Origin of the sequence: Mycobacterium angelicum (assembly GCF_002086155.1) — a bacterium.
Taxonomy (GTDB): domain Bacteria; phylum Actinomycetota; class Actinomycetes; order Mycobacteriales; family Mycobacteriaceae; genus Mycobacterium; species Mycobacterium angelicum.
This window is the reverse complement of sequence record NZ_MVHE01000012.1, coordinates 75,223-92,561: the sequence shown is the minus strand read 5'-3', so window position 1 is coordinate 92,561 and position 17,339 is coordinate 75,223. Positions and strand designations below refer to the sequence as shown.

Annotated in this window: 19 protein-coding genes; 12 read left to right on the top strand and 7 right to left on the bottom strand. The window is 64.4% G+C overall.

Annotated features, from left to right (window positions below):
* The first annotated feature begins 173 nt into the window (after nt 1–173).
* Nucleotides 174–779: a TetR/AcrR family transcriptional regulator gene (locus tag BST12_RS10960; protein ID WP_083113140.1), complete on the top strand. Its 606-nt coding sequence runs from the start codon at nt 174–176 to the stop codon at nt 777–779.
* On the opposite strand, the gene BST12_RS10955 is transcribed toward BST12_RS10960, so the two are convergent.
* Complete coding sequence (locus tag BST12_RS10955; RefSeq protein WP_083113139.1) at nt 780–1,511, bottom strand: hypothetical protein; 732 nt, start codon at nt 1,509–1,511, stop codon at nt 780–782.
* A 108-nt stretch (nt 1,512–1,619) separates the two neighbouring features.
* Here BST12_RS10955 and lpdA point away from each other — a divergent pair, with 108 nt between their 5' ends.
* Nucleotides 1,620–3,014 (top strand): dihydrolipoyl dehydrogenase, encoded by a 1,395-nt coding sequence (gene lpdA, locus BST12_RS10950; RefSeq protein WP_083113138.1) that lies wholly within the window; start codon nt 1,620–1,622, stop codon nt 3,012–3,014.
* 3 nt (nt 3,015–3,017) lie between these two features.
* The gene (locus tag BST12_RS10945; protein WP_083113137.1) at nt 3,018–3,290 is read left to right on the top strand and encodes a hypothetical protein; all 273 of its coding nucleotides are present in this window, start codon (nt 3,018–3,020) and stop codon (nt 3,288–3,290) included.
* A 2-nt stretch (nt 3,291–3,292) separates the two neighbouring features.
* Here the strand turns inward: BST12_RS10945 and BST12_RS10940 are convergent, their stop codons facing one another.
* Entirely contained in the window at nt 3,293–3,868 is a 576-nt protein-coding gene (locus BST12_RS10940; protein ID WP_083113136.1) for a carboxymuconolactone decarboxylase family protein, read from the bottom strand.
* Nucleotides 3,865–5,289, bottom strand: a complete 1,425-nt coding sequence (gene ramB, locus BST12_RS10935; protein ID WP_083113135.1) for an acetate metabolism transcriptional regulator RamB — start codon at nt 5,287–5,289, stop codon at nt 3,865–3,867. The genes BST12_RS10940 and ramB overlap by 4 nt, the downstream gene beginning before the upstream one ends.
* 161 nt (nt 5,290–5,450) lie before the next feature.
* On the opposite strand from ramB, the gene BST12_RS10930 reads away from it, so the two are divergent.
* The 3 genes from BST12_RS10930 to BST12_RS10920 all read left to right on the top strand — a co-directional run bounded on the left by BST12_RS10930 (nt 5,451) and on the right by BST12_RS10920 (nt 8,828).
* Complete coding sequence (locus tag BST12_RS10930) at nt 5,451–6,245, top strand: acyl-[acyl-carrier-protein] thioesterase (RefSeq protein ID WP_083113184.1); 795 nt, start codon at nt 5,451–5,453, stop codon at nt 6,243–6,245.
* Nucleotides 6,246–6,507: 262 nt separating this feature from the next.
* Complete coding sequence (gene aceA, locus BST12_RS10925; RefSeq protein ID WP_083113134.1) at nt 6,508–7,794, top strand: isocitrate lyase; 1,287 nt, start codon at nt 6,508–6,510, stop codon at nt 7,792–7,794.
* Nucleotides 7,795–7,964: 170 nt separating this feature from the next.
* Nucleotides 7,965–8,828 carry a 3-hydroxybutyryl-CoA dehydrogenase gene (locus BST12_RS10920; RefSeq protein WP_083113133.1) on the top strand — a complete coding sequence of 288 codons (864 nt, stop codon included), beginning with the start codon at nt 7,965–7,967 and terminating at the stop codon, nt 8,826–8,828.
* A gap of 9 nt (nt 8,829–8,837) precedes the next feature.
* Here the strand turns inward: BST12_RS10920 and pcaA are convergent, their stop codons facing one another.
* Nucleotides 8,838–9,701, bottom strand: a complete 864-nt coding sequence (gene pcaA, locus BST12_RS10915; protein WP_083113132.1) for a cyclopropane mycolic acid synthase PcaA — start codon at nt 9,699–9,701, stop codon at nt 8,838–8,840.
* A 484-nt stretch (nt 9,702–10,185) separates the two neighbouring features.
* A complete protein-coding gene (locus tag BST12_RS10910) occupies nt 10,186–10,899 on the bottom strand; it encodes a TetR/AcrR family transcriptional regulator (RefSeq protein ID WP_083113131.1) in 714 nt (237 codons plus the stop codon).
* A gap of 121 nt (nt 10,900–11,020) precedes the next feature.
* Between BST12_RS10910 and BST12_RS10905 the strand changes: the two genes are divergently transcribed.
* The 6 genes from BST12_RS10905 to deoC all read left to right on the top strand — a co-directional run bounded on the left by BST12_RS10905 (nt 11,021) and on the right by deoC (nt 15,443).
* Nucleotides 11,021–12,409, top strand: a complete 1,389-nt coding sequence (locus BST12_RS10905; protein ID WP_083113183.1) for a DUF445 domain-containing protein — start codon at nt 11,021–11,023, stop codon at nt 12,407–12,409.
* A 97-nt stretch (nt 12,410–12,506) separates the two neighbouring features.
* A complete protein-coding gene (locus BST12_RS10900; protein WP_083113130.1) occupies nt 12,507–12,929 on the top strand; it encodes a helix-turn-helix domain-containing protein in 423 nt (140 codons plus the stop codon).
* A 290-nt stretch (nt 12,930–13,219) separates the two neighbouring features.
* Nucleotides 13,220–13,816 carry a heparin-binding hemagglutinin HbhA gene (gene hbhA, locus BST12_RS10895; protein WP_083113182.1) on the top strand — a complete coding sequence of 199 codons (597 nt, stop codon included), beginning with the start codon at nt 13,220–13,222 and terminating at the stop codon, nt 13,814–13,816.
* A 230-nt stretch (nt 13,817–14,046) separates the two neighbouring features.
* On the top strand, nt 14,047–14,334 hold the full coding sequence (locus BST12_RS10890) for a DUF2516 family protein (RefSeq protein WP_083113129.1): 288 nt from the start codon (nt 14,047–14,049) through the stop codon (nt 14,332–14,334).
* Nucleotides 14,335–14,337: 3 nt separating this feature from the next.
* Nucleotides 14,338–14,763: a DUF2599 domain-containing protein gene (locus tag BST12_RS10885; protein WP_083113128.1), complete on the top strand. Its 426-nt coding sequence runs from the start codon at nt 14,338–14,340 to the stop codon at nt 14,761–14,763.
* Nucleotides 14,763–15,443: a deoxyribose-phosphate aldolase gene (gene deoC, locus BST12_RS10880; protein ID WP_083113127.1), complete on the top strand. Its 681-nt coding sequence runs from the start codon at nt 14,763–14,765 to the stop codon at nt 15,441–15,443. The genes BST12_RS10885 and deoC overlap by 1 nt, the downstream gene beginning before the upstream one ends.
* A 5-nt stretch (nt 15,444–15,448) precedes the next feature.
* Here the strand turns inward: deoC and BST12_RS10875 are convergent, their stop codons facing one another.
* Nucleotides 15,449–16,498, bottom strand: a complete 1,050-nt coding sequence (locus BST12_RS10875) for an LmeA family phospholipid-binding protein (RefSeq protein ID WP_211281252.1) — start codon at nt 16,496–16,498, stop codon at nt 15,449–15,451.
* The gene (locus tag BST12_RS10870) at nt 16,495–17,325 is read right to left on the bottom strand and encodes a carbon-nitrogen hydrolase family protein (protein ID WP_083113125.1); all 831 of its coding nucleotides are present in this window, start codon (nt 17,323–17,325) and stop codon (nt 16,495–16,497) included. The genes BST12_RS10875 and BST12_RS10870 overlap by 4 nt, the downstream gene beginning before the upstream one ends.
* Nucleotides 17,326–17,339: the final 14 nt, after the last annotated feature.

The following is a 17,339-nucleotide window of genomic DNA, read 5'->3' as shown; positions in this document are numbered from 1 at the left end:
AAATGAGGCTCGACGGCGGTGTCGGTCAGCTTGGGTGGAGTCGCCGTGATCACGACGCTCTTGATTAGTTGACAGTTGTCATCATAATGGATGGGTGGCATGTGTCAACTATTTCCATCGATGTCAATACGGCACCTTCACGGGCTCGCCCACGGCGCGAATAACCTAGACAGGTGGCCCGCCCAAAGCTCATCGAGGAGGTGGAGCTTTTGGACCGCCTGCTCGATGCTTTCGCCGACCTGGGTTATGAGGGCACGAGCCTGCGTGAGCTGTGCCGCCACCTGGGGATGAGCCATAACCTGATCCATCGGCGCTACCAATCCAAGGACGCCGCCTGGCACGCCGCGGTCGACCACGGATTCGCGGATTTGTCTGCGGCGCTGCACGTGGCCCCCGAGGACGTGCCGCGCGACCTTTTCGCGGCACTGCGGCTGGTGATGATCAAGTACTCCGAAGCGACGCTGCGGCGGCCGGCCCTGGCGCGGATCATCCAGCATGAAGCGGCGATATCTGGTCCGCGGTTTGCTTACATGTTCAAGAACTACATCGGGCCCACCCGCCAGGCCACCGCCGCCATTCTGCAGCGACTGCAAGCCGACGGCGTGGTCCGCGAGGGTGCGGTCGAGGCGGTCTACTTCTTCCTGACCACGTGGGGAATCGGCGGGCTGGCCAGTGCTTCAGACGAGCTGCGGGGAACCGGCGAGCCCGGGTATTCGCGCGTGGAGCTGGCGCGACTGGCCGTCGACGTGGTGGTGGATGGGCTGCGTGCCCGCGGCTGACTAGCCGCGCATCTTGGTCCAGGGCAGGTGGGGGTATGTGCGCCGCGCATACAGGAATGCGAGCGCCTCGAAGTCGACAAGGCGCACCACCAGACTTTCGAAAGGCGAGAGCGATATCGCCACCATTTGATCTGCTGCCGCGTCGATGTGCGGGGTCGCCAAGAGAACCACACCGCGCAATTTCTCAAGCGACAAAGAGGGCGCAACGAATGGCGAGACCATACCCGTCAGCAGTCCCAGCTCGGATTCCGGCGAATAGTCGACCGGATTGATTCGGCAGGCCTTCACAGTTCGCCGGGGGAGGTGCCAGCGATCGGCTATTTGACGCAAGAGCTGACGGCTGACGGTGAAATCGCCGGCGCCGGTGAGTAGGAAATGCGCCCTGTCGAGCCGTACCGTCACTGTCTTGTTGACTAGCAACGTTGCACCGTTGAGGCGTCCAGCGATCAGGTCTTGCTTTGCGCCGGCTTTGACCGATGGTGGATGCCGGATAATGACGTGATAAACGTTCAGGTCGCTGATGATTTGATGCAGTGATTCGAATGCGCAGCCGGAAAGGCTAGCGACACCGAGTAATCTTTCGCGTTGCTTCAGCTCAGCTACGGCAGCCATATTGGGCAGCGCCGCCCAAATGCTTTCGATCGGCGGAAGCGTCTTGATAAGTCGTTCGACCGCCGTGAATGACCGGGGCGGCGATGCGTCGACGGCGGACTCGTTGGCCATGGCGATCACTGGGTGCACTCCTTCACTTGCAGTGATTCAGAGTGCTGCCGCGCGCCCGCTGTCGAATCAGTGAAGTCGCCAGTCCTTTTCGACGTCGCTGCCGTTAGGGTAGGGGCCGTGACTCACTATGACGTCGTCGTTCTCGGGGCTGGCCCTGGTGGATATGTCGCGGCCATTCGTGCCGCACAGCTCGGCCTCAACACCGCAATCATCGAGCCGAAATACTGGGGCGGCGTCTGCCTCAACGTCGGCTGCATCCCGTCCAAGGCCCTCTTGCGCAACGCCGAACTCGCCTACATCTTCACCAAGGAAGCCAAGGCCTTTGGTATCAGTGGCGAGGCCACCTTCGATTACGGAATCGCATTCGACCGCAGCCGCAAGGTGGCCGAGGGTCGCGTCGCCGGTGTGCACTACCTGATGAAGAAAAACAAGATCACCGAGATTCACGGCTACGGCAAATTCACCGACGCCAACACGCTGTCGGTCGACCTCAACGAAGGTGGCACGGAAACTGTCACGTTCGACAACGTCATCATCGCCACCGGCAGCAGCACGAGGTTGGTGCCCGGCACGTCACTGTCGGACAACGTGGTGACCTACGAAGAACAGATACTGACCCGGGAACTGCCGAAATCGATCGTCATCGCCGGCGCGGGTGCGATCGGCATGGAGTTCGGCTACGTGCTGAAGAACTACGGCGTCGACGTGACCATCGTGGAATTCCTGCCGCGCGCGCTGCCCAACGAGGACGCCGAGGTATCCAAGGAGATCGAGAAGCAGTTCAAGAAGCTGGGTGTCAAAATTCTCACCAGCACCAAGGTCGACTCCATCTCCGACAACGGTTCCGAAGTCACCGTGGCCATCAGCAAAGACGGCCAGGCGCAAGAACTCAAGGCCGATAAAGTGTTGCAGGCCATCGGGTTTGCGCCCAACGTCGAGGGCTATGGACTCGATGTCGCCGGCGTCGCACTGACCGACCGCAAGGCGATCGGCATCAACGACTACATGCGCACCAATGTCAGCCACATCTACGCGATCGGCGACGTCACCGGTAAGCTGATGCTGGCCCACGTCGCGGAGGCGATGGGTGTGGTTGCGGCCGAAACCATCGCCGGCGCAGAGACTTTGGCGCTCGGCGACTACCGCATGCTGCCGCGCGCAACGTTCTGCCAGCCCAACGTCGCCAGCTTCGGGCTAACCGAGCAGCAGGCCCGCGACGAGGGTTACGACGTCGTGGTCGCCAAGTTCCCGTTCACGGCCAATGCCAAGGCGCACGGCGTCGGCGACCCCAGTGGCTTCGTGAAACTGGTGGCCGACGGCAAGTACGGCGAGCTGCTGGGCGGGCACCTGATCGGTCACGATGTTTCCGAGCTGCTGCCCGAGCTCACGCTGGCGCAGAAATGGGATCTGACGGCAACCGAGTTGGCGCGCAACGTGCACACCCATCCGACGATGTCCGAGGCGCTGCAGGAGTGCTTCCACGGCTTGGTCGGCCACATGATCAACTTCTGAGTCATGCGCAAGGAGACTGTGCTGGGTGGCCTCGCCGGATTGTTCGCCGGCTACATTCTGTGGCTGGTGGCGATTTCGGTCGGCGACGACCTCACTACCGTGAGTAAGTGGAGCCTGGCGGTCTTGCTACTTTCCGGTGCGCTGGCGGTCGGCGCGGTCATCGGGGGCATGCTGATGCGGCTGCGCCGCAAGCAAGTATGGGCGGCCTTTGCGTTCGGTCTGCCGGTTTTGCCGTTGGTGCTGACGCTCGCCGTGCTGGCTGATATCTACTTCTAGCGTTACCGCGGGTGGTCCAAGGGGATCTCGAGTGCGGTAATAGTTGCCGCCAGCCCGTCGTAATGTGTTGCCAGCATGCAGAATTCGATCAACCGATGCCGGTTGAGGTGAGTGGCCAGCTGTTGCCAGGTGTCCGTGGTGATCGACCGCTGCGTGATCAACTCATCCGTCGCATTCAGCAGCGCTTGCTGGCGCGCACTGAGAACCCTTCGGGGACCACCGGTTTCGGGAACGTCGGGCCACGCGAAAATCGTGGCCTGCGTCTGCGCGTCGAGCCCGGCGGCACGCGCCATGCGGCGGTGGTGCTGCAGTTCGTACTCACAGGACCGCAAATGCCCGACGCGCAGAATCACCAATTCGGTATCGATCCGGGGCAGCCGCCCGCGCAGTACCCGGCCGCCGTAGACGAGCCAGGCCCAAAACAACGACTGGCGATGCCCCAGCGTGGTGAACAGATGCATCTCCGGGGCCCGAACAGCGCGGGCACCCAATTTCGCCAGCACCCAGTTGACCGGCCCCAGCTGGCGCAATCTGCCCGATGGGATGCGCGTGACCTGGCCGTCCGAAGGGCCGCTCATGGTTGCTTCACCAGGTACGGGGACACGGTGCTGCGATGTTCGTCGATATCCAGGGCGCGCCCCAGCGCGGGAAAGGCCCGTTGCGGGCAGTTGTCCCGTTCACAGACACGGCAGCCCGCGCCGATCGGCGTCGCAGTGATGTTCGGGTCCCCCGACAAGTCGAGTCCTTCCGAGTAGACGAGCCGGTGCGCATGCCGAAGTTCGCAGCCGAGCCCGATCGCGAAGGTTTTACCGGGCTGACCATACCGGGCGGCGCGCCGTTCCACGGTGCGGGCTACCCACATGTAGTTGCGGCCATCTGGCATCTGAGCGATCTGCACCAGCATCTTGCCCGGGTTGGCGAACGTCTCGTAGACGTTCCACAGCGGGCAGGTGCCTCCGCTGGAGGAGAAGTGAAAACCGGTGGCGGACTGCCGCTTTGACATGTTCCCGGCACGGTCGACCCGGACGAAGGAGAACGGTACGCCGCGCATCGATGGCCGCTGCAGCGTGGAAAGGCGGTGCGCGATGGTCTCGTAACTCACCGAGTAGAACGCGGACAGCCGCTCGACGTCGTAGCGGAAGTTCTCGGCTACGTCGTGAAACTGGCGGTAGGGCAACACGGCTGCCGCGGCGAAGTAATTGGCCAGCCCCAGCCGGGCCAGGGTGTGGGACTCGTCGCTGGTGAACTTGCCTTCTTCGACCATGCTGTCGATCAGGTCGCCGAACTCGAGGTAGGCCAATTCGGCCGCCATCTTGAACACCTGCTGGCCCGACGAGAGGTGGTTGCTGATTTCCAGCGTCTTGGTCTTGGGGTCGAAGCGGTGCAGGACGGTATCGCCGAGATCGATCCTCCTGTTGATGCGCACCCCGTGCATCTCGGTGAGCCGGCGGGTCAACTCGCGGATCAGGTCTCCGTGATGCATCCGCATCTGGATCGTCAGGTCTTCGGCGGCGGTGTCCAGCTCGTGCAGGTAGTTCTGGCGTTGGTAGAAGTAGTCGCGCACCTCTTCGTGCGGCATCGTGATCGAGCCGCTGCCGCTGCCGTCGGAATAGCGCTCCTCGGTGGCGGCGGCCAGTTGAGCGGTCGTTATCCGGTAGCGGCGGTGCAGATTGACCACGGCGCGCGCGAACGCCGGATGAGCACCGACCAATTCGGCGACCTCGGGCGCGTCGATGTCGATATCCAGGTCGCGGTCCAGGGTCACCTCTCGCAGCTCGGCAACCAGCCGGGTGTCGTCCTGGGAGGCGAAGAACGTAGCGTCCACACCGAATACCTCGGTGATCCGGAGCAGCACGGCCACGGTCAGCGGCCGGACGTCATGTTCGATCTGGTTCAGATAGCTCGGTGAGATATCCAGCATCTGGGCCAGCGCAGCCTGGCTGAACCCGCGCTCATTTCGCAGCTGGCGAACCCGTGAGCCCACGAACGTCTTGGACACTCGGTTCAGCGTACCCGGAGTTGCGAAGGGATGGTTAGCAGACTTTGCACGGACTGTCTGGCGGGTGTCCGGTTGGAATTTCGGCGACGTCGTTGGCATGATTCGCATCGACGTGCTCAGGTTAGACCTGAGGTTCAGAGGAGGAAATGGGGAGTAGCGCCGTGAGCCTGGACAAAATATTGATGCCGGTGCCCGACGGTCACCCCGACGTATTCGACCGCGAATGGCCACTTCGAGTCGGCGACATCGACCGCACCGGGCGGCTGCGGTTGGATGCGGCTTGCCGGCACATCCAGGACATCGGGCAGGACCAGCTGCGCGAAATGGGTTTCGAGGAGACCCATCCGCTGTGGATTGTCCGGCGCACCATGGTCGACCTGATCCGGCCGATCGAATTCCAGGACATGCTGCGCTGCCGGCGGTGGTGTTCGGGCACCTCGAACCGGTGGTGTGAGATGCGGGTGCGGGTCGACGGCCGCAAGGGTGGCCTTATCGAGTCCGAGGCGTTCTGGATCCACGTGAACAAGGAAACCGAGATGCCGGCCCGCATCGCCGACGACTTCCTGGCCGGCCTGCACAAGACCACCTCGGTGGAGCGGCTGCGGTGGAAGGGCTACCTGAAGCCGGGCAGCCGGGACGACGCGACGGAGATCCACGAGTTCCCGGTCCGCGTCACCGACATCGACCTGTTCGACCATATGAACAACTCCGTGTATTGGAGCGTGATCGAGGACTACCTGGCCTCCCACGGCGAACTGCTCGCGGGACCGCTGCGGGTGACCATCGAGCACGAGGCGCCGGTGGCGCTGGGCAACAAGCTGGAGATCATCTCCCACGTGCATCCGGCTGGTTCGACTGAACAATTCGGTCCCGGCCTGGCCGACCGCACTGTTACAACGCTCACATATGCGGTCGGAGACGAAACGAAAGCCGTCGCTGCGCTGTTCAAACTTTAACCGGACAAGCGTCCCGGTAAATTAGCTGCTGACCTGCGGATTCGGGCCACCGGCCGGTATTTTCTGAAACGGTTCAGTAAATGCGAGGCTTCGCAAGCTTCGCAAAATGACCGCAAGTCATAGCGGAGATTCGCAAGTGAAATGGGTGGACCAGCGGGAATTGGGTATGTCATTGTCGGGTTAGCACACCAGTGAAGTTGAGTCGCAGCGCTGCTGGTTGGTGCGGCTTTTCGAACCTAGCCATGATCGTTAAGGAGTATCGATGTCTGTCGTTGGCACGCCCAAGAGCCCCGAGCAGATCCAGCAGGACTGGGACACTAACCCGCGGTGGAAGGGCATCACTCGCACCTACACCCCTGCCGACGTCGTCGCCCTGCAGGGCAGCGTCGTCGAGGAGAGCACGCTGGCCCGTCGTGGCGCCGAGGTGCTGTGGAAGCAGCTGCACGAGCTCGAATTCGTCAACGCGCTGGGCGCCCTGACCGGCAACATGGCCGTCCAGCAGGTGCGTGCCGGCCTCAAGGCCATCTACCTGTCCGGTTGGCAGGTCGCCGGTGACGCGAACCTGTCCGGCCACACCTACCCCGACCAGAGCCTGTACCCGGCCAACTCGGTGCCGCAGGTGGTCCGGCGGATCAACAACGCGTTGTTGCGTGCCGACCAGATCGCCAAGGTCGAGGGCGACACCTCCGTGGAGAACTGGCTTGCCCCGATCGTCGCCGACGGTGAGGCCGGCTTCGGCGGTGCGCTGAACGTCTACGAGCTGCAGAAGGCGATGATCGCCGCGGGTGTTGCGGGGTCGCACTGGGAGGACCAGCTCGCGTCGGAGAAGAAGTGCGGCCACCTCGGTGGCAAGGTGCTGATCCCGACCCAGCAGCACATCCGCACGCTGACCTCGGCACGCCTGGCGGCCGACGTCGCCGACGTCCCGACCGTCGTGATCGCGCGCACCGACGCCGAGGCAGCCACCCTGATCACCTCTGACGTCGACGAGCGCGACCAGCCGTTCATCACCGGTGAGCGGACCAAGGAAGGGTTCTACCGGGTCAAGAACGGCCTCGAGCCCTGCATCGCCCGGGCCAAGGCCTACGCGCCCTACTCGGACCTGATCTGGATGGAGACCGGTACGCCGGACCTCGAGCTGGCCGCCAAGTTCGCCGAGGGTGTCAAGGCCGAGTTCCCCGACCAGATGCTGGCCTACAACTGCTCGCCGTCGTTCAACTGGAAGAAGCACCTCGACGACGCCACCATCGCGAAGTTCCAAAAGGAGCTTGGCGCAATGGGATTCAAGTTCCAGTTCATCACGCTGGCCGGCTTCCACGCACTCAACTACTCGATGTTCGATCTGGCCTACGGCTACGCCCGCAACCAGATGAGCGCCTACGTCGAGCTGCAGGAGCGCGAGTTCGACGCCGAGGAGCGCGGCTACACCGCGACCAAGCACCAGCGCGAGGTCGGTGCCGGTTACTTCGACCGGATCGCCACCACGGTTGACCCCAACTCGTCGACCACCGCGCTGGCGGGCTCGACCGAAGAGGGTCAGTTTCACTGAGCTGCGGTCACGCCGAGCGTGCAGCTATAGCGAATATTCGGCCGAATTTTCGCACTGACTACACGCTCGGCGCACCGAGTAGAAGTTGACAGCGTAGGCCCCGCCCAGCCAACCTGGGCGGGGCCTATTGCGGTGCAAGACAATACGACTCGCCAGAAAGAGAACGAACAGTGAGCGATGCAGCCATCCAGCGGGTAGGGGTCATCGGAGCCGGGCAGATGGGCTCGGGAATCGCCGAGGTGTCGGTGCGCGCCGGCGTTGAGGTGACCGTGTTCGAGACGACCGAGGCGCTGATCACCGCGGGGCGCAACCGCATCGTGAAGTCGCTGGAGCGCGGCGTCAGTGCGGGCAAGGTGACCGAGCGCGAACGCGACCGTGCGCTTAGCCAATTGACCTTCACCACCGACCTCAGCGACTTGGCCGACCGGCAGCTGGTCATCGAAGCCATCGTTGAGGACGAGTCGGTCAAGGCCGAGATCTTCGCGAAACTCGATCAGGTCGTCACCGACCCCGAAGCGGTGCTGGCGTCCAACACTTCCAGCATCCCGATCATGAAGATCGCCGCCGCCACCAAGAACCCACAGCGGGTGCTGGGGCTGCACTTCTTCAATCCGGTCCCCGTGCTTCCCCTGGTCGAACTGGTCAGCACACTGGTCACCGACCCCGCCGCTGCGGCTCGTACCGAGGAGTTTGCCAGCGCAGTGCTAGGCAAACAGGTCGTGCGGTGTTCGGACCGGTCGGGCTTTGTGGTGAACGCGCTGCTGGTGCCGTATCTGCTGTCGGCGATCCGGATGGTCGAGGCCGGCTTCGCCACCATCGAAGACGTCGACAAGGCCGTCGTCGCCGGGCTGTCGCATCCGATGGGCCCGCTGCGGCTCTCGGATCTCGTCGGTCTGGACACGCTCAAGCTGATCGCGGACAAGCTCTACGAAGAGTTCAAGGAACCGCACTACGGACCGCCGCCGTTGTTGTTGCGGATGGTGGAGGCCGGCCAGCTGGGCAAGAAATCCGGCCGGGGTTTCTACCAGTACTGAGCCGGCTGGCTACTTCTCCAATGTGAATTGGTCGATGTCGGTGTAGCCCTGGCGGAACAGCTTGGCGCAGCCGGTCAGGTACTTCATGTAGCGGTCGTAAACCTTCTCCGACTGGATTGCGATCGCCTGTTCCCGGTTTTCTTCCAGCGCGGCCGCCCAGATCTCCAGGGTCCGCGCGTAGTGCAGCTGCAGCGACTGGATCCGAGTCACCTTGAAACCAGCTGCCGTCGAGTGCTCTTCGACCGACGGGATGGTCGGCAGCCAACCGCCCGGAAAGATCTCAGCCAGGATGAACTGGCTGAAGTGGACGACCTCGTGGGTCAGCGGCAGCCCCTTGGCCCTGGCCTCTTTGAAGGTGGGGCGGGCGATGGTGTGCAGCAGCATGATGCCGTCGCTCGGCAACGCCTCGTAGGCCATCTTGAAGAAGCGCGGGTAACGCTGGCGGCCGAAGTGCTCGAACGCACCGATCGACACGATCCGGTCGACGGGGTCGTGGAACTTCTCCCAGCCCTCCAGCAAGACCTGCCGGCTGCGGCTGGTGTCCATCTCGTCGAACATCTTCTGCACATGGGCGGCCTGGTTCTCCGACAGCGTCAAACCGATCACGTTGACGTCGTACTTCTCGATGGCACGCCGCATGGTGCCGCCCCAGCCGCAACCGATGTCCAGCAGCGTCATCCCGGGCTCGAGCTTCAGCTTTCCCAGCGCCAAGTCGACCTTGGCGAGCTGCGCCTCTTCCAGCGTCATGTTGTCGCGCTCGAAGTAGGCGCAGCTGTAGGTCTGCGTCGGGTCGAGGAACAACCGGAAGAAGTCGTCGGAGAGGTCATAATGAGCTTGCACGTTCTCGAAATGCGGCTTGAGCTGCACGGCCATTACGATGTGAGCCTTTCTGTATCTCGGAGGCGTTCAGGCAACTGATCCGATAAATGCCAAATACGCAACCTGGGCTGCCCCCGAATGCATCCCATGCATGCTAGCCGTTGAAACGGTGAAAGCCGCATTCCGCTTACGAATCCGCGCAACCGGCGAAGTCATCACATTGGCAGCGCGGAGCTGATGGCCGGGCCGCGATCGACAGGGCGCCGGCTTGGCGCCGGGGCAGCCGAGCCAGCTTCGTGTGCCACAACGGCCACACCGGAAATCCGGCCGGCGGCTGGTCAGGGCGCTGACGGGAAATTGAGCCCACGCTTTCGCCACCCGGGGCAGCGCCAGGACGACCGGCGGCGCGCGGCACGGCATCGCCGTCGGCGCGACGGCACTGGCGACCAGTGCGTACCAGCACGTAGCAGCCGGCCATCATGGCCAAGGTCACAGCACACGAGCGCGCTGCGCCGGTCAGGACCGGCTGGGTAGCGACCTAGTCCGGGCTGGACGGGTCGCGTCGGGACACGATCGGCGACGGATGCGGCCGGGCGCGGAACTCGTCCAGCGACCCGCCGACCTCGACGATGCCGCACAGCGCGTTCCAGCTGAGCATGGTCAGGTAGTCGATGAGCTGGTCGCGGCTCATCCGCGGATCCGACATCCACGAGTGGGTGGCCAATTGCACGCCACCGACGATCAGGTAGGCCCACGGTTCGACTCCGCCGGTGTCCATCCCGACTTGCTGCATGCGCCGGCGCAGCAACACCGCGATCATGCGGGCGATGATCCGCTCGGAGTCGGCGATCACCTTGCTCTTGCTGGCCGAGCTGTTGGCCATCACGAACCGGTACGGCTCGGGTTCGTCGGCCACGGTGTCGACGTAGACCCGGATGATCTCGCGGGTCAGATCGAAACCGTCCAGGTTCGACGTCAGGGCGGCGGCCATATTGGGAATCAGGGTCGTCTGGGTGAACCGCATCATCACCGCGGTCGTGAGGTCGTTCTTGTCGACGAAGTAGCGGTACAGCACCGTCTTGGAGACCCCGATCTCCGCCGCGATCTCGTCCATGCTCAGATACCGGCCGTGCCGGCGAATGGCCACAATCGTGCCATCCACCAACTCATTGCGGCGCTCTACCTTGTGCTGATGCCAGCGCCTCTTCCGGCCATCCGTTTTCACTGTCACGGCTGGGATACGCTCCGCCACTTTCGCCTATTTCCGTCGACTAGACGCCTTGCATACTACGGCTTACGGCTTCGCGTTTGGCGGATGCGCCGGACCGCGTGAGCCTTTTGACCAGTGTGGGTAACACTAATCGGTGGTCGAGATGGCGGATGATGGTGTCGTGGCACATAGGGCTTTGCCGACGCGGGGGCCGACGCGGGGGCCGACGGGGGGGCCGACGGGCGGCGCGCCGCGTACGCAAGCCCGTACTTCATTCGCGGAATCGTTCGCCGGAGCCGACCCCCAGGCCGACGCCGAGCGGCGGACGGCGCTGCGCCGGATGAAAGTGGTGGCGCTGGGCTTCCTGGTCGGCGCCACGGTCGTCTTCCTGGTTTGTCGCTGGGTGCAGGCGCATGGTGCCGCGCCGGTGTGGGTCGGTTTCGTCGGGGCTGCCGCGGAAGCCGGCATGGTGGGCGCTCTGGCGGACTGGTTCGCCGTGACGGCACTGTTCAAGCATCCGCTGGGCATTCCAATCCCGCACACCGCCATCATCAAGCGCAAGAAGGATCAGCTCGGCGAGGGCCTGGGCACCTTTGTCCGGGAAAACTTCCTGTCCGCGCCGGTCGTGGAGACCAAGCTGCTGGACGCCCAGGTGCCCAGCCGCTTGGGAAAGTGGCTGTCTGAGCCGGCACACGCCGAGCGGGTGGCGTCCGAGGCGGCGACGGTGCTCAGGGTGCTGGTGGAGTTGCTGCGTGACGAGGACGTCCAGCAGGTGATCGACAAGATGATCGTGCGCCGCATCGCCGAACCGCAATGGGGCCCGCCGGTGGGCCGGGTCCTGCAGACTCTGCTGGCCGAGAACCGGCAGGAGGCGTTGCTGCAATTGCTGGCCGATCGGGCGTTTCAGTGGTCGCTGAACGCCGGGGTGGTCATCCAGCGGGTGGTCGAGCGCGATTCGCCGACCTGGTCGCCGCGGTTCGTCGACCACCTCGTAGGTGACCGGATTCACCGCGAGTTGATGGACTTCACCGACAAGGTGCGCCGCAACCCCGACCACGAGCTGCGCCGTTCGGCGACCCGGTTCCTGTTCGAATTCGCCGATGACCTGCAGAACGACCCGGACACCATTGCCCGCGCCGACGCCGTCAAAGAGCAGCTGATGGCCCGCGACGAGATCGCCAACGCCGCGGCCACAGCTTGGAAAACGCTCAAGCGGCTGGTCCTCGAGGGTGTCGACGATCCGTCGAGTGCGCTGCGTACCCGCATTGCCGACGCCGTGATCCAAATCGGCGAATCGCTGCGCGACGACGCCGAACTGCGGGACAAGGTCGACAACTGGATGGTGCGCGCCGCACAGCATCTGGTCTCGCAATATGGGGTGGAGATCACCGCGATCATCACCGAAACGATCGAACGCTGGGATGCCCAGGAAGCCAGCCGGCGTATCGAACTTCACGTCGGTCGCGACTTGCAGTTCATTCGGATCAACGGAACCGTGGTAGGAGCGCTGGCCGGGCTGACCATTTACGCCGTCGCGCAGTTCCTGTTCTGAGAGGGTGCTAACAAAGCGCTTGCAAAAGCAAGCACCTGTACGTACCCTGGGGGCCGTAAACGACGAAGCTGTTACCAGCTGATACGAGGAGTAACCGATGTCTCCGGAGGAGAACTTGGGCGCGAAAGTGTCCACTAAAGCCTCCGACATCGGTAGCTTCATCCGAACCCAGCGCGAGACAGCGCAGGTTTCGATGCGGCAGCTCGCCGAACGGTCCGGAGTCAGCAACCCGTATCTGAGCCAGGTGGAGCGTGGACTGCGCAAGCCGTCCGCCGATGTTCTGGCCCAGATCGCCAAGGCGCTGCGGGTTTCCGCCGAGGTTCTCTACGTTCGAGCCGGGATTCTCGAACCCAGAGAAACCAGTCAGGTGCGTGACGCCATCATCACCGACACGGCGATCACCGAGCGTCAGAAGCAGATTCTGCTGGACATCTACGCGTCGTTTACCCAGCAAAACGATGCGGCCCGCGAAGAGTGTTTGAGCGATCAGGCACCAGGCGGGTGCGCCGGCGAGGTCTAGACCGCCGACAGTCGGGTTACCCGACAGAGGGGATGAGTTAGTGGCTGCACATATGAGGGCAAACCGCCCGGCGTCGTAGGCGCCTTCCAAATAAGAAGCTGTCACCAGAGAACTCGACAACAACCGACCCGACCAATCAGGAGGTTTTCCAGCAAGCCGCGTGCCACGTCAATCCACGGGTCTTGATTCTCCTTCCCAGAGGAGGCGCCGCTTGCCACCAACTCCGCAGACTTAATTGCAATAACGCCCAATAACGCCGATAACGAAAACAATCCATGAAAGGAATCACCATGGCTGAAAACACGAACATCGACGACCTGAAGGCTCCGTTGCTTGCCGCGCTTGGTGCCGCCGACTTGGCCCTGGCCACCGTCAACGACCTGATCGCCAACCTGCGTGAGCGTGCCGAGGAGACCCGCACGGACACCCGCAGCCGGGTCGAGGAGAGCCGCGCTCGCCTGACCAAGCTGCAGGAGGAGCTGCCCGAGCAGGTCGCCGAGCTGCGTGAGCGCTTCACCACCGACGAGCTGCGCAAGGCCGCCGAGGGTTACCTGGAGGCCGCCACCAGCCGCTACAACGAGCTGGTCGAGCGCGGCGAGGCCGCTCTGGAGCGGCTGCGCAGCCAGTCGGCCTTCGAGGACGCCTCGGCGCGCGCCGAGGGCTACGTCGACCAGGCTGTGGAGCTGACCCAGGAAGCGCTGGGTACCGTCGCCACGCAGACGCGGGCCGTGGGTGAGCGTGCCGCCAAGCTGGTCGGTATCGAGCTGCCGAAGAAGGCGGAAGCCAAGAAGGCCCCGGCCAAGAAGGCTGCTCCGGCCAAGAAGGCCGCTCCGGCCAAGAAGGCTCCGGCCAAGAAGGCTCCGGCCAAGAAGGTCACCCAGAAGTAAGTTCTGGCTCGCCTTTTAAGGAAACATCATCGACTCCGAGTCACCCACTTGGGTGACTCGGACCAGAAGGATCATCGACTCCGAGTCGCCTGTGGGGCGGCTCGGACCAGAAGGATCATCGACTCCGAGTCGCCTGTGGGGCGGCTCGGACCAGAAGGATCATCGACTCCGAGTCGCCTGTGGGCGACTCGGAGTCGACGTTTTTGGCGCAACCCGCATAGTCTTATTGCGTGAGCCACCTCGTAGGTACCGTCATGTTCGTCTTGCAGGTCGCCGTCCTGGTGATGACGGTGTATGCGTTTGTGCACGCAGCGCTGCAGCGGCCGGACGCCTATACCGCTGCCGACAAACTGACCAAGCCGGTCTGGCTGGTGATCCTCGGCGCCGCTGTTGCACTGACCTCCATCCTCGGTTTCGTGTTCGGCGTGCTGGGGATCGCGATAGCGGCCTGCGCGGCCGGTGTTTACCTGGTTGACGTGCGTCCCAAGCTTCTCGACATTCAGGGCAAGTCGCGCTAGGGGATGAAGTCAGTAGTTGCCGCATCGGCGACGGCGCTGGTCGCCGTGCTCGGTGCCGCTCCCGTCGCCGCTGATTCCGGGGCCGCTGCATCGGGCCCGACGCCGCCGCCGCCTTATGTCGACCACACCCAATGGGCGGCTTACGGGACTGGTACCAGCCTGCGGGTCTATCCGACGTCCGCGGGACGCCTGGCTTCCCGGCAGACCGGCACGACGGGCGCCGACGAAGCCTGGGTTGAGGTGCTCGCGCTGTCACCCGAGGCCAATACGCCCGGCATGCGCGCGCAGTTCGACTGTCACTGGCAGCTGGCCGAAATCGCCGAGCCCGGCAAGACCAGCTGGAACTTGGAGCCATGGCGGCCGGTCGTCGACGACGCCGAGATGCTGGCGTCCGCTTGCAACCCGGGCGGCCCGGAAGAACCGTTTTAGTGCCGGGCCGGCCCACCCGGGAGGAGCTGGCGGCACTGGTCGACCACACCCTGCTCAAGCCCGAAGCGACCCCTGAAGACGTCGTCGCACTGGTTGCCGAAGCGGCCGAACTCGGCGTCTACGCGGTTTGCGTGTCGCCGTCGCTGGTGCCCGTCGCCGTGCACGCCGGTCAGATACGCGTCGCGACGGTCGCCGGATTCCCGTCGGGCAAACACCTCTCCGCGGTCAAGGCGCTGGAGGCCACTGAAGCGGTCGCGGCTGGGGCCGGCGAGGTCGACATGGTCATCGACGTCGGCGCCGCCCTCGCGGGCGATTTCGAAGCCGTCCGGTCGGACATCGCGGCGGTCCGCGCCGCCGCGGCCGAAAGGGTGCTCAAGGTGATCGTGGAGTCGGCGGTGCTGCTTATGCGGGGCAATGCAGCCACGCTGATCGACACGTGTCGCGCCGCTGAGGACGCCGGCGCGGATTTCGTCAAGACCTCCACGGGTTTTCATCCCGCGGGCGGGGCGACGGTGCAGGCCGTCGAATTGATGGCCAAGACGGTCGGCGGACGGCTCGGAATCAAGGCCAGCGGTGGCATCCGCACCGCGGCCGATGCCGTCGCGATGCTGGACGCCGGGGCGACCAGGCTGGGCTTGTCGGGCACCCGGGCCGTGCTGGACGGCCTCGGGCCGGCTTGAGCGCGTCAGATATTCGCGAAACAGGGGTTCTGGCCGCCGGTGGGGATCGTCGCGTTGCGGGTGGAGAAATGGCTCACCACACCGGTCGACGTGACTTGCACGCTGTCAGCGTGAATACCCAACGGATAGTTCTTGGTCAGGTTGCCCATGTATTCGTTCAGGGTGGATTGCACGGTTTCTTTCGGCAGTGAAAAGCCGAGCGTGTTGAAGCTGACGATCTGCAGGTCGATGCCGTTACCGGAGACCACCGGCTTGGCCACGATGTCGTTGAGCATGCCCTTCAGTTCGATCGTGCCGTCGCTGGGGTGAGTGGTCACGCTGCTGGTAACGAATTCACCCAGGATCGGTATCGCGTTCTGCACGGACTGCTTGATGCCGTCCGCCGTCCAGCTGATGGTGGCATCCAGCGCGCCGAGCGTGCCCGCGGAATTGGGGGTCTCTTTGAGCTGCACGTTCTGGATGGAGATTTGCAGCTTCATGCCCTTGGCGTCGCGTACCTGATTGCCTGCCGTCTCCACCGAGATGTTGGTGAAGTGGCGGGTCGCAAGCTGCCACAGCAGCAGCGGCGCCACCCCGAACGAAGCGGTGGCCTGGTCCTTGACCTCGCAGGCCACGGCCGCCGCGACCTTGCTGTTGGCTTGGTTGCGGGCGTAGAGCTCGGCGCCGATCAACCCGGCGAGCACGAGCGCGAACACGATGATCAGGACCAGGAAGATGGACAGCGGGTCGCGCCGGCGGCGCCGCTTTTTCTTCCCCTCCTCCGGCTCTTCCTCCGGCGTGGCCAGCGACGTCGTGCGGTCAGCGGGCGGGCTGGGCGGCGGCGCCGCGGCGGCCCGGTGGGCGTCGGCATTGGCCGCGGTCAGGGGCTGGGTCTCTTGTGGCACCTGGCTGGCCATCGTGGGGTCTTGACCGGGGGCGGGGCTGGGTGGCGGCTGGTTCTGATGCAGTCGGCCGCCGGGAGCTTCGCCGGGTGCGGGGGGCCGGCCCAGCGGCCCTTGATTGCCAGGACGCCCCCATGTCGACGGATCGTTCGGTGGTCCTTGCGGATTCGTCACTCTGGCGATTCTGCCCTATCAACCTGAGCAAAGCTTGTGTGGTTCCGCAGCACCGCGATGTTGTCACGAGCCGTGGAGACGTTGTTCACGTCGATGTCGGCGATCAGAAGTTGCGGCTCGCCCCCGGCCGACGCGATGACCTCGCCCAACGGCGAGGCGATCAGGCTGCCGCCCACGCCGGTCGGCGCTCCTGCGCTGGTCAACGCGCCGCCGGGGTCTGCCTGACCAGCCGCGGCGAGGTAGCTCATCGAGTCCAGCGCCCTGGCCCGGGCCAGCAGGGTCCATTGCTCGAGTTTGCCGGGACCGGAGGCCCAGGACGCGCAGACCACGATCAGCTGGGCGCCGCGCCGGGCCAGTTCGGTGTAGAGCGCCGGAAAACGGATGTCGTAGCAAACGGTTAGCCCGACCGCGACGCCGTCGACGGAGATCACTACCGGGTCATGACCGGGTGCGACCGTGCGCGACTCCTTGAAGCCGAACGCGTCGTACAGATGAATCTTGTGATAGTGGGCGTCGGGATCGTTGGGAGCGCCAGGCCCGGCTGCGATCAGCGTGTTCGTCACCCGTCCGTCGCCCGCGGGGGTGAACATGCCGGCGATCACCGTGATGCCGGCGTCGGTCGCGATCCGGCGAACACCCTCGGCCCAGGGGCCGTCGACGGGCTCCGCGATCGGTTCCAGCGGGACGCCGAACCGGCACATGGTCGCCTCCGGGAAGACCACCAGCTTCGCCCCCGCCGCGGCGGCCTGTTCGGCGTACTCGCGCACCTGCAGCAGATTCGCGGCCGGGTCGGTGCCGCTGAGAATCTGTGCCAACGCGATTCGCATGACCGCCAGCCTAG

What these genes read in the sequence shown, in the direction of transcription:
- BST12_RS10945 (WP_083113137.1), top strand. Translation starts at nt 3,018, where the DNA reads ATGCGCAAGGAGACTGTGCTGGGTGGCCTCGCCGGATTGTTCGCCGGC.
- BST12_RS10940 (WP_083113136.1), bottom strand. Translation starts at nt 3,868, where the DNA reads ATGAGCGGCCCTTCGGACGGCCAGGTCACGCGCATCCCATCGGGCAGA.
- aceA (WP_083113134.1), top strand. Translation starts at nt 6,508, where the DNA reads ATGTCTGTCGTTGGCACGCCCAAGAGCCCCGAGCAGATCCAGCAGGAC.
- pcaA (WP_083113132.1), bottom strand. Translation starts at nt 9,701, where the DNA reads ATGGCCGTGCAGCTCAAGCCGCATTTCGAGAACGTGCAAGCTCATTAT.
- BST12_RS10905 (WP_083113183.1), top strand. Translation starts at nt 11,021, where the DNA reads ATGGCGGATGATGGTGTCGTGGCACATAGGGCTTTGCCGACGCGGGGG.
- BST12_RS10900 (WP_083113130.1), top strand. Translation starts at nt 12,507, where the DNA reads ATGTCTCCGGAGGAGAACTTGGGCGCGAAAGTGTCCACTAAAGCCTCC.
- hbhA (WP_083113182.1), top strand. Translation starts at nt 13,220, where the DNA reads ATGGCTGAAAACACGAACATCGACGACCTGAAGGCTCCGTTGCTTGCC.
- BST12_RS10885 (WP_083113128.1), top strand. Translation starts at nt 14,338, where the DNA reads ATGAAGTCAGTAGTTGCCGCATCGGCGACGGCGCTGGTCGCCGTGCTC.
- BST12_RS10870 (WP_083113125.1), bottom strand. Translation starts at nt 17,325, where the DNA reads ATGCGAATCGCGTTGGCACAGATTCTCAGCGGCACCGACCCGGCCGCG.